We start from the raw sequence: 10,212 nt of genomic DNA, 5'->3' as shown, positions 1-10,212 counted from the left end.
CAGGCGTCTGACCCCGCTCATGTTAATCCGGCGTGTGTAGTGATTCGGTGGTGCGGTAGTTCAGTCGGTTAGAATACCGGCCTGTCACGCCGGGGGTCGCGGGTTCGAGTCCCGTCCGCACCGCCACTTCCATTGAAAGCCCTGAGCCACTGGTTCAGGGCTTTTTTGTATTCTTTCAAAATAATTAACTGTATCCCGTTGCTGATTGTGGCGTAAACGCCTTATGGCGCAACCTCGGGCAATGGCGCAACATAGCGCTTCTCGGGGATATCCGGGTTGAGGCTGGCGATCTCGGCAAAAGACTCCTCAACGGACGCATAACGCTGCTGACTAAGGAAACTGCGCCAGGCGTGCCAGCGATAGTGGGGCTCGCCGGGTTCACCCTGATGTTTGCCGAGTAGATATAAGGTAAATTTCACCGGCAGTAGGGTATACAGATTGGCGCCATATTTTTGCGCTTTTACTAAATAGTAGCGCCTGCCATCGTGAAACAGGCGGTTGACCAGCACCTTGGCGGAACTGGCGGTGAGGCGGTTATCGAGCCAAACAAACTTGTCGCTGTTGGCGACGGGCACCATGCTAAATCCGCCGTCCGGGTGGTGAATAAAAAAACTGATGCCGTGGCAATTGTGCGTGTGATTGTTATCGAATTGCCCCAGGATCACCAGGTCAGGTTTACCATTATTATCAATGTCTACCTGATTACCGCCCGGCACCAGCGGGACCGGCGTCAGGTTGGCGCCCGTCGCGCTGACGGAGACAAACAGGGCTAGCAGTAACGCCCTCATTGAATGCCGCCCTCAATCGTTATGGGCATTTTGGCCGGGCGCAGTAATTGTCGGCTTTCGCAGACTTCGCAGTCGGCGTCGCTAAAACGAAATACGTTTAACGTCCCCGGCAAAATGCGCTCGATATGGCAACCCATGCTGACCGCGGTTTCACCCGTCTGCGGGTCGTGCTGGATGTCGCGGTCATGCAGCGCGCTGATGAGTTTCAGTTTATCAGTAATCCAACGATCGCCCGCATTGACCAGGTACACCGGGTTATGACCACAGGCGTCGGTCAGCAGCGTCAGGGTACCGTTTCGGTCTTTAATAAAGAAACAAAAGTCCCCTTCCGCCAGACCGAGCGCCGCCGAACCTAATTGCGTGCTGAGCTGGTAAAGCACTTCGGCCCCGTTAACCACGGGTATGCCGCCGGTAAAATGCGCCGCCAGATGGCGCAATAGGCGCTTGTTACGCAGCTCCCCGATGAGATAGGCGCTACCTGTGGCAAAGCGATAACTTTGCACCGGTGTTTTGCGCCCGGTAAATAGGCATCCGTTGCGTAGCATTTCGATATTGCCGCTGCAGCAATGTGCCAATAGACTGATATCTCTATTGATTTTACCATGAATGATACAAAAGCCATTGTCCACCATCTCTCAACTCCTCTTGATTATGCTATCGATTGCAGCGCGGTGCCGGCCGCTCGACTTTTAAACTCACACGATAAACAAGTTTGGCAGTAATGAATACTGGACTATAGTGCAGTAGTTGGCGGCGGCGGATGACCCATACCGGCGGGCTTAGCCACGATAAGAGAGCTTATCAGGAGCCTGGGGTAGCGCCAGCCGCCGCAAAATCCCCCCGGCTGCCGATGTCGCGCCCGGGGGTCCACGCCCCAGTAGAGGGTGTTTGTGATATACTGTGTGGGTCGGGCCGCTACGTCATGGCGTCAGGTTGCATATGCCGGGCCGAGAGCTTATAACAGCGTAAGATTGTTAAGTGTTCGTGGACAAAAAACAGCGGGGAATCAACTCAAACACCGCCACGGGCGCAATAACTTAAGAGAATAGGCGATAACCGTGCCAAAAAAAACATATGCCGTCAGGTATGTCGCGGGCCAGCCAGTCGAGCGTATCTTCCCACCCCTTGCCTCTGGCCAATTAGGTCAGGCGTTGCCGCCGGGAGAACCTTTGCCAGGCTCGCGTATTTTGCGGGTGATGGTATGGAATATCTTTAAACAGCAACGCGCCAATTGGCTATCGGTTCTGCAGGGGTTTGGTAAAGATGCCCAACTGGTTCTGCTTCAGGAAGCGCAAACCACGCCTGAACTGGTTCGATTCGCCACTTCTCATTATCTGGCGGCGGATCAGGTTCCCGCATTGATTTTCCCGCAACACCCGTCCGGGGTGATGACCCTGTCCGCGGCTCATCCCGTCTACTGCTGTCCACTGCGCGAGCGCGAGCCGCTGTTACGGTTAGCCAAGTCGGCGCTGGTCACCGTGTATCCTATTCACAACGGCCAGTTGCTGATGGTGGTCAATATCCATGCGGTGAATTTCAGTCTGGGGATTGATGTGTACAGTAAACAGTTGGATCCTATTGGCGAGCAGATCCGTAATCACAGCGGCCCGGTTATCATGGCGGGGGATTTCAACGCCTGGAGCCGGCAGCGTATGCTGGCGCTTTACCGTTTCGCGGAACGGATGGGCCTTGGCGAGGTAAGATTTGTCGACGATCAGCGCCGGCGGGCGTTTGGCCGTCCGCTGGATTTCGTCTTTTATCGCGATATGAACGTCAGCGAGGCGTCGGTACTGGTGACCGAAGCCTCAGACCATAATCCCTTGCTGGTCGAGTTTGAACCCACTCCCCGCCGCGGGCGGACACCGGCCGAGCCGAAAATTGTCGGTATCGGGACCTAAATCCCTTTGCGCAGTGGGTATGATCCGTTGTCGGTATCGGGGCGTAACCCCTTTGCGCAGTGGGATATGACCCCGTTGTCGACCCGGGACAGAAGTCATTTAATCTGTAGGAACATAATCCATTGGCATAGCGGATTATGACCCCCATAGCGTATTGAACGATAGACCCATTAGCGTATTGGAATATCAACTTGGTCCTGTGTCGGTACTGAGATTTCTAACGTCTTCAGACATAAAAAAAGCAGACGTAATAGCGTCTGCTTTTTTAGTTACCAACGGTGGCTTAACCTGCCCAGGCATCGCGCTGTGCTGTCTCTCATCACCGCGAAAACGATGCGATCAGCGCTGCCTTAGGAATCCGTCGACTTGCCGTTGACGAACAGCGTGAGCTTAAGCCCCGGCTGCAGGCTGTTCGCATTAGTCAACGCATCGTTCCAGCGCATAACGTCTTTAATATCGACGCCGTGACGGCGGGCGATGCTCGCCAGGGAATTCCCCTTGCGCACCTGATAGGTAATGCTGTTGTTGTTGGCAATCTGCATCGTGCCGCTGCCGACTTTCAGCGTCTGGCCAACTTTCAAGCTCCGCGCGCTGCGCAAATTATTCCATTTCTGCAGGTCAGCGGTTTTGACGTTCAGCCGTTGTGCGATGCCGGATAACGTATCTCCGGCACGGACCTCATAGCTACCGCTGCCGATATTATCGGCGAGCTGCGTGGACTGCACCGCCGCAATGTCACATTCCGCCAGCGAGGTACGCAGCTGCGAAGCATGCTCCTTGGGGAGCATGATGTAATGCGGTCCATTGGGCGCCGTCACGTTGCGCTTATAGCCAGTGTTGAAGCTTTTCAGCTTGGTCAGCGACAGGCCCGACATTTCCGCCGCCTGCGTCAGACCGATTTGCTGGCCGACTTCCACCCGCGCCAGCGCGCGTTGTGCATTCGATTTAGGCAACGCAATGCCAAATTGTTTGCTATTCTTAATGAGGTTGCTAAGCGCAAGCATCTTCGGAACATAAATGGTGGTTTCGCGAGGCAGCGCCAACGACCAAAAGTCGGTAGGGCGGCCCTTGGCCTTATTACGCTTCATGGCCTGCATAATACGGCCTTCACCGCTGTTATAGGCAGCGATAGTCAATAGCCAGTCGCCGTCGAACATACGGTTAAGCCGCTGCATCATATCTAGCGCAACGGTGGTGGACGCCACAACATCACGGCGGCCGTCATACCATTGGTTTTGCTTCAGGCCATAATTCTTGCCTGTTTGGGGAACAATCTGCCAAAGGCCAGCCGCGTTAGAGGCGGATGTTGCCTTCGGGTCAAAAGCGCTCTCCACTATGGGTAGCAGTACCAGTTCCATCGGCATCTTACGTTGCTTAATCTGCTCGACAATCCAGTACATGTACGGCTCTGCCCGTAATGTTACATCGTGGAGATAGCTCTTCTGTTTCAAATAACGCTTTTGTTGCTCGCGGACCCGGGCGTTATCCGGTATCTGCATCTTCAGCTCGTCGCCAATGAAGTTCCACAAATCGCCCTGCGGCAGGCTGCTATTGATATCTTGCCATCGCGCGGTGCCCGCTCGGTCATCTGTGTACTTTCCTGCTTCACCTTGACCTGCCGAAGAAACACTCTGTGCATGCTGTTCGGGGGGCGGTGTGTCCTGCCTGGACACCTGACACCCCACCAGCAAGACCGAGGCGAATAAGATCGCATGAGTCTTCATCTGTATGTCAATAGTCGCTTAAAAGACGAGCAATGATACTTTGAAGCCTGGGACATTACAACTAAAACCTTTAGAAATGATCCTTCTTCTCGCGTAATGCCGCAAAAACACGCCATTCCTCGTCAGGAACAGAGTGAGCGTTTAATTTGTTTTGTAAATCAACGTCATGACAACGTAAGAATAGATTAATTTGTCGCTCTAAATGCAGCGTAGAGGGCAGGCTGGGCTGGTTTTTCAGCCGTAACTCACTAATTTCACGTTGATAACCTGCGATAACGCTATCTTGAGGTAACAGGGCGGCGGCAAAGTTCAAATTGCTTAAAGTATACTCATGTGCGGCGCAGATCAGGGTGTCGGACGGTAGCTGATTAACCTTCTGAAATGACTCATACATTTGTTTAGGTGTGCCCTCGAAAAGCCGGCCGCAACCGGCGGAAAAAACCGTGTCGCCGCAAAAAAGACAAGGCGCGCTGTAAAATCCGATATGTCCGAGTGTATGTCCAGGTAATGCCATTATGCTAAAGGTGAGGTTCAGTAATGTCAGGCTATCGCCTTCGTTGACGATCTGCGTTGCACCTTTGGTACGGGTTTCTTCCGGGCCGTAGACCGGCACCGGGAAATGCTGCAGCAGCTCGGCAACGCCCCCCACATGGTCCTGATGATGATGGGTTAATAAAATGGCGACAGGGGTCAACCGGCGGTCGGCCAGCGCCTGCAACACCGGTGCCGCCTCGCCCGGATCCACCACCAGACATTGCCCGTCGTCATTGTGTAAAAGCCAAATGTAATTATCCGCCAATGCGGGAATGCTGATAAGATTCATTGTTAACCTCGTGATTTTCTCTATGGCCCTTAGAAGATAGACAAACATGAAACCAGCGCAAAGTAACAAAACGATTGAGGCGCCTGCTTCATGGGACGATATTCCCTGCGGGGCTTATTATCGTCAGGCGCTGGAGCAGGGTCTTAAAGCCTGGTGGCCTAAACTGTTCGGTTTTCATCTGCTCAAAATCGGCGCGCTGAGTGCTGATCTGGATACCGGCGATTGTGCGATTTCTCACCAGGTGAACGTGGGGCTTGCGAGCGAGCGTTTGCAGGTCATCGCCGATCCTTACCAGTTACCCTTTGCCAATAAGTCGGCCGATGCCTGTCTGCTGGCCCATACCTTATCCTATACCGGCGATCCCCACCGGCTGCTGCGGGAGGTGGACCGCGTGCTCATCGATGACGGCTGGCTGGTCATCACGACGTTTAACCCGGTAAGTCTGCTGGGGTTGGCTAAAATCTGCCCGATTCTCTTTCGCCGCCAGCCGTACAAAAGCCGCATGTATACTCAAATGCGGCTTTTGGATTGGCTAGGGGTGCTTAATTTCGAGGTGTTGCACCGCACCCATCTGCAGGTGCTGCCGTGGCGGCGCCAGGGGGGGCGGCTGCTCAGCACTCATTTTCCCGCTATCGGCTGCCTGAGCGTCATTGTCGCGCGAAAACGCACGTTCCCCCTTAGCCTGACGCCGCTGAAGAACAAGACGTCCTCGCGGGGATTACGCCGGCCGGTTAACGCTACCACCCGCAGCTGCCGGCAGCTGCATGGGTCTAAGGCAAAGTAAATCCGCTTTAATCCGCCCGTCCGCCACCCGTTTGCGCTTCCACCCGATAACCGATGTCCTCAAGCGCCGGATGGCCGGCGGCGGCGCGCGCCAGTTCATCGCAGCGTTCGTTTTCCGGGTGTCCCGCATGGCCCTTCACCCAATCCCAGCGCAGAGTATGAGGCTGGATAGCTGCGTCCAGCCGCTGCCATAAATCGACGTTTTTCACCGGCTTCTTGTCGGCGGTTTTCCAGCCACGCTTTTTCCAGTTATGTATCCATTGGGTCATCCCCTGGCGAACATACTGACTGTCGGTGCTCAGCACCACCTCGCAGGCATCCGTCAGCGCTTCCAGTGCAACGATGGCCGCCATTAGCTCCATCCGGTTGTTGGTGGTCAGGCGATAACCGGCGCTGAAGGTTTTTTCATGCTGTTTATAGCGCAGTATGGCGCCATAGCCGCCGGGGCCGGGATTGCCCAGGCACGAACCGTCGGTGAAAATTTCAACCTGTTTGCGCATCTCTGGTAAACTAGCTCCATGTTAAAAGCCCAAGTCTGACATAAACGAGCACTATGAGCACTGACATTACGCGGCAGATTGTTCTGGATACCGAAACCACCGGTATGAATAAGTTAGGTGTCCATTATGAAGGACACCGCATTATTGAAATCGGCGCGGTGGAGGTCATCAATCGCCGCCTGACCGGCCGGCATTTTCATGTCTATCTGAAACCGGACAGGCTTGTCGACCCCGAAGCGTTCAACGTGCACGGCATCAGCGACGAGTTTCTGGCCGATAAGCCGACGTTTGCCGACGTGGCGGACGAGTTTTTGCGCTTTATTCGCGGCGGCGAATTGGTCATTCATAATGCTCCCTTCGATATCGGCTTTATGGATTATGAGTTCGGGATGCTTAACCGCGGCATCGCCAAGACCGACACCTTTTGCAAGGTAACCGATAGCCTGGTGCTGGCGCGCAAAATGTTTCCCGGTAAGCGCAACAGCCTGGACGCACTGTGCGATCGTTATCTGATCGATAACAGTAAGCGCACCCTCCACGGCGCTTTGCTTGACGCCGAAATCCTGGCGGACGTGTTCTTGCTGATGACCGGTGGTCAGACCGCGATGCGTTTCGCCATGGAAGGGGAGCAGGAGCAACGCGGTGTGGGAGAAAGCGGGCAAATCCAGCGGGTGCAACGCGCCCAGTCATCGCTGAAGGTGGTGTATGCCAGCGACGAGGAAGTTGTGGCCCATGAGCAGCGTTTGGATCTGGTGCAGAAAAAGGGCGGCAGCTGTTTGTGGCGGGCAGAAAGCCCGGCACCAAGCGAGTAAAATCACCCTGTCAGGTCAATTTAGACGCAGGGTGCTGCATTTATCAGCAAACGATTTCCCGGTGCATAAAAAGCATTGACGTCAACCGGCCCTGACCTTACTATTCGCCTCGCTTTCCCGACAAAGCACAAGTGCGGTGCGGTAGTTCAGTCGGTTAGAATACCGGCCTGTCACGCCGGGGGTCGCGGGTTCGAGTCCCGTCCGCACCGCCAATCATTCTAAAACCCCGTGTTTTTCAAAACATGGGGTTTTGTCTTTTCTGCGGCGACAAAGCCTTGTGGTACCCGCTGCATGCGCCATGCGCTAACGGCGCCGGTATTCGGGCCGCAAATTGCCTTGCTAACCCGCTGAAGGCCGTTTTGCTGTTTACCGGCAGGGCAAGGCATACCGAAAAGGATTGCCACCGACGCTGACTTCGCCATTTTGGCCCAAGTCCAAACCCAAACCCAAACCTCAGACTCCGCGCTGTTCCCTCCGTGGAGGACGTCGAGGGCGGTACGCCGACACAAAAAGAACTAACCGCTCGCGTTATAGGACTAAACTAAAACACCGGCTCACAAAAAAAGGAACTGACAATGAGTGACGCGACCGAGAATAAAAGTTTCTCTTTTAACGCCAATTACCCGCGCGATCTTATCGGTTATGCCGGAAAGCCCCCGCACGCCGGCTGGCCTCACCAGGCACGTATCGCGGTACAATTTGTCCTGAATTATGAAGAAGGGGCCGAAAGTCATGTGCTGCATGGGAACACAGGTTCCGAACAGTTCCTTTCCGATATCATTGGCGCCGCCAGTTATCCTGAGAGACATATGTCGATGGATTCGCTGTATGAATACGGTTCCCGGGCCGGTTTCTGGCGGATCCACCAGGAGTTTTGCCGCCGCGGTCTGCCGTTGACCGTCTTTGGTGTGGCGATGGCGCTGGCCCGCAATCCGGCGGTGGTGGAGGCCATCAAAGAGGCCGGTTATGACGTGGTCAGCCACGGTTGGCGCTGGCTGCATTATCAGGGCGTCGATGCTAAAACCGAACGCCAGCATATGCAGCAGGCGGTGAATGTGTTGACGCAATTGTTTGGTGCAGCGCCGCTGGGTTGGTATACCGGCCACGACAGCCCCAATACCCGGAGGTTGGTGGTGGAGCAAGACGGTTTCCAATACGACACGACAGTGATTATTACGGCGACGATCTGCCGTTTTGGATGCAGGTCACCCGTCAGGACGGCACGGTAAAACCGCATCTCATCATCCCCTATACGCTGGAGGCGAACGATATGCGCTTCACCACGCCGCAGGGCTTTAACAGCGGCGAGCAGTTCTACAGCTATTTGCGCGACAGTTTCGATGTGCTTTACGCCGAAGGGGAGACGTCACCCAAGATGCTTTCCATTGGCATGCACGGCCGCATACTTGGCCGGCCGGGCCGGTTTCGCGCGCTGCAACGTTTTCTGGATTATATCCAACAGCACGAACGGGTATGGATTTGCCGTCGTCAGGATATCGCCGACCATTGGATTGCCCACCATCCCTACCAGGAAGCGCATCCGGCGCAGGACGGGTGACGGCGAGGGGGGCACGCGCCGAGAAGTCCTCGTTTACGCCCGTTTGCGAAGCGCGGGCGCCGACAACCCTCTGGCTGGAACACACAGGTGAAAAGGCCAAGACGCGAGCGACAGGCGCCCTGTCGGCGCGTCAGGCCACCGGGGGGTTAAGGTTGCAGGCTGAACCTATCTGCATCGCGCCAGGCGGGAAACGTTTCACGGTATTGACGCAGCGTCGAGAGCGACAGGTGAGCCTGCAGGCAGGCCGCCGCGTCCGGCTCAGCCTGTGCCAGCACCTTTCCCATGGGATCCAGGATCAGGCTGTTACCGCTATAATGGTGCCGATTGCCATCGTCGCCAACGCGATTGCAGCCGGCGACGTAAGCCTGGTTTTCGATGGCGCGCGCCGCCAGCAGCGTTTGCCAGTGCGCGGCGCGCGGCGCGGGCCAATTAGCGACATACAGCGCCAGATCGTAGTCCTGCTGATTGCGCGACCACAGCGGAAAGCGCAGGTCATAACACACCAGCGGCAATATCCGCCAACCGCGCCAGCCCACCACCACCCGTTCCTGACCGGCCTGATAATGATGATGCTCGCCGGCCATTCTGAATAGATGACGTTTATCATAGCGGTGCGTTACGCCGTCGGGTTGCACCAGCAAGAAACGGTTGACCGCCCCCACAGGCGTAGCGATGGCCGCACTGCCGCCTACCATTGCGCCGGTGCGCTGCGCCCACTCCGCCAGCCATGCCACCACCCGCTGCTCGGGCAGAGCATTGCCCGCCGCTTCCATGGCGAAACCGGTAGTAAACATTTCCGGCAGCAGAATCAGATCCTGGTCAATGAGCGGCGCCAGCAGGCGGTCAAAGTGGGCCAGATTTGCCTCGCCGTCCATCCACACCAACGGCTGCTGCAACAGACTAAGCGCTAGAGTCGACATAAGCGCTCGGCGGCGGCGTCCAGCGTCTGATCGCTTTTGGCGAAGCACAGACGGATCAATTTATGCGGGAAGGGTTCGGCGCAGAACACCGATAGCGGAATAGCGGCTACGCCGACATGGGTGGTAAGCCACTCACAAAAGCTGACGTCGTCTTTATCGGAGAGCGCGCTGTAATCCGCCAGCAAGAAATAGGTGCCTTCACAGGGCAGCAGTTGCAACCGGCTGGGCGCCAGCGCCTGCACCAGGTGGTCGCGCCGCTGGCGATAAAACGCCGACAGTTGAATCACCCCGGATAAATTAGAGTCTATACTTTAAAAGTGGAGGTCTCTATGACAACGACCAAACGTTACTCTCCGGAAGTCCGTGAACGGGCAGTTAATCTAGTGCTGGAAACTCAGCATGAGCA

The 10,212-nt window shown here is 55.7% G+C and carries 9 protein-coding genes, 2 tRNA genes and 2 pseudogenes; 6 read left to right on the top strand and 7 right to left on the bottom strand.

The genetic code is table 11. The features are described 5' to 3' along the window. The first annotated feature begins 49 nt into the window (after positions 1 to 49). Positions 50 to 126, top strand: a tRNA-Asp gene (locus CINSTRO3249_RS08445). A 95-nt stretch (positions 127 to 221) separates the two neighbouring features. Here CINSTRO3249_RS08445 and CINSTRO3249_RS08440 read toward each other — a convergent pair. Together CINSTRO3249_RS08440 and CINSTRO3249_RS08435 are read right to left on the bottom strand one after the other, a co-directional pair. Beyond that, positions 222 to 788: a carbapenem self-resistance protein CarG family protein gene (locus tag CINSTRO3249_RS08440; RefSeq protein WP_074012956.1), complete on the bottom strand. Its 567-nt coding sequence runs from the start codon at positions 786 to 788 to the stop codon at positions 222 to 224. After that, positions 785 to 1,420 carry a carbapenam-3-carboxylate synthase domain-containing protein gene (locus CINSTRO3249_RS08435; RefSeq protein WP_074012955.1) on the bottom strand — a complete coding sequence of 212 codons (636 nt, stop codon included), beginning with the start codon at positions 1,418 to 1,420 and terminating at the stop codon, positions 785 to 787. The genes CINSTRO3249_RS08440 and CINSTRO3249_RS08435 overlap by 4 nt, the downstream gene beginning before the upstream one ends. Before the next feature lie 426 nt (positions 1,421 to 1,846). On the opposite strand from CINSTRO3249_RS08435, the gene CINSTRO3249_RS08430 reads away from it, so the two are divergent. Further along, positions 1,847 to 2,686, top strand: coding sequence for an endonuclease/exonuclease/phosphatase family protein (locus CINSTRO3249_RS08430; RefSeq protein ID WP_074012954.1), 840 nt, complete (start codon positions 1,847 to 1,849; stop codon positions 2,684 to 2,686). A gap of 350 nt (positions 2,687 to 3,036) precedes the next feature. On the opposite strand, the gene mltD is transcribed toward CINSTRO3249_RS08430, so the two are convergent. After that, complete coding sequence (gene mltD, locus CINSTRO3249_RS08425; RefSeq protein WP_074012953.1) at positions 3,037 to 4,410, bottom strand: murein transglycosylase D; 1,374 nt, start codon at positions 4,408 to 4,410, stop codon at positions 3,037 to 3,039. Between the two features lie 70 nt (positions 4,411 to 4,480). Continuing rightward, positions 4,481 to 5,233 (bottom strand): hydroxyacylglutathione hydrolase, encoded by a 753-nt coding sequence (gloB, locus tag CINSTRO3249_RS08420; RefSeq protein ID WP_074012952.1) that lies wholly within the window; start codon positions 5,231 to 5,233, stop codon positions 4,481 to 4,483. A gap of 46 nt (positions 5,234 to 5,279) precedes the next feature. Between gloB and CINSTRO3249_RS08415 the strand changes: the two genes are divergently transcribed. Beyond that, on the top strand, positions 5,280 to 6,017 hold the full coding sequence (locus CINSTRO3249_RS08415; RefSeq protein WP_074012951.1) for a class I SAM-dependent methyltransferase: 738 nt from the start codon (positions 5,280 to 5,282) through the stop codon (positions 6,015 to 6,017). Positions 6,018 to 6,024: 7 nt separating this feature from the next. Here CINSTRO3249_RS08415 and rnhA read toward each other — a convergent pair whose 3' ends face one another. Next, positions 6,025 to 6,516 (bottom strand): ribonuclease HI, encoded by a 492-nt coding sequence (gene rnhA, locus CINSTRO3249_RS08410; protein WP_074012950.1) that lies wholly within the window; start codon positions 6,514 to 6,516, stop codon positions 6,025 to 6,027. Between the two features lie 53 nt (positions 6,517 to 6,569). Between rnhA and dnaQ the strand changes: the two genes are divergently transcribed. The 3 genes and pseudogenes from dnaQ to puuE all read left to right on the top strand — a co-directional run bounded on the left by dnaQ (position 6,570) and on the right by puuE (position 8,886). Next, positions 6,570 to 7,328, top strand: a complete 759-nt coding sequence (dnaQ, locus tag CINSTRO3249_RS08405; protein WP_074012949.1) for a DNA polymerase III subunit epsilon — start codon at positions 6,570 to 6,572, stop codon at positions 7,326 to 7,328. 135 nt (positions 7,329 to 7,463) lie between these two features. Beyond that, positions 7,464 to 7,540, top strand: a tRNA-Asp gene (locus tag CINSTRO3249_RS08400). Positions 7,541 to 7,903: 363 nt separating this feature from the next. Then, positions 7,904 to 8,886: pseudogene (gene puuE / locus CINSTRO3249_RS08395) on the top strand (allantoinase PuuE). A gap of 146 nt (positions 8,887 to 9,032) precedes the next feature. Here the strand turns inward: puuE and CINSTRO3249_RS08390 are convergent. Next, a complete protein-coding gene (locus CINSTRO3249_RS08390; RefSeq protein WP_074012948.1) occupies positions 9,033 to 9,806 on the bottom strand; it encodes an amidohydrolase in 774 nt (257 codons plus the stop codon). Then, a pseudogene (locus CINSTRO3249_RS08385) lies at positions 9,794 to 10,087 on the bottom strand (aminotransferase class I/II-fold pyridoxal phosphate-dependent enzyme); the annotation flags it as partial. The gene CINSTRO3249_RS08390 and the pseudogene CINSTRO3249_RS08385, both read right to left, overlap by 13 nt. Between the last annotated feature and the right edge of the window lie 125 nt (positions 10,088 to 10,212).

The organism is Candidatus Sodalis sp. SoCistrobi (assembly GCF_900143145.1).
GTDB lineage: Bacteria > Pseudomonadota > Gammaproteobacteria > Enterobacterales > Enterobacteriaceae > SoCistrobi.
This window is presented reverse-complemented; position numbering and strand designations above follow the sequence as displayed.

Excerpts from the sequence above, each read along its gene's own strand:
- dnaQ (WP_074012949.1), top strand. The coding sequence starts at position 6,570 with ATGAGCACTGACATTACGCGGCAGATTGTTCTGGATACCGAAACCACC.
- mltD (WP_074012953.1), bottom strand. The coding sequence starts at position 4,410 with ATGAAGACTCATGCGATCTTATTCGCCTCGGTCTTGCTGGTGGGGTGT.
- rnhA (WP_074012950.1), bottom strand. The coding sequence starts at position 6,516 with ATGCGCAAACAGGTTGAAATTTTCACCGACGGTTCGTGCCTGGGCAAT.
- CINSTRO3249_RS08435 (WP_074012955.1), bottom strand. The coding sequence starts at position 1,420 with ATGGTGGACAATGGCTTTTGTATCATTCATGGTAAAATCAATAGAGAT.
- CINSTRO3249_RS08390 (WP_074012948.1), bottom strand. The coding sequence starts at position 9,806 with ATGTCGACTCTAGCGCTTAGTCTGTTGCAGCAGCCGTTGGTGTGGATG.
- CINSTRO3249_RS08440 (WP_074012956.1), bottom strand. The coding sequence starts at position 788 with ATGAGGGCGTTACTGCTAGCCCTGTTTGTCTCCGTCAGCGCGACGGGC.
- gloB (WP_074012952.1), bottom strand. The coding sequence starts at position 5,233 with ATGAATCTTATCAGCATTCCCGCATTGGCGGATAATTACATTTGGCTT.
- CINSTRO3249_RS08415 (WP_074012951.1), top strand. The coding sequence starts at position 5,280 with ATGAAACCAGCGCAAAGTAACAAAACGATTGAGGCGCCTGCTTCATGG.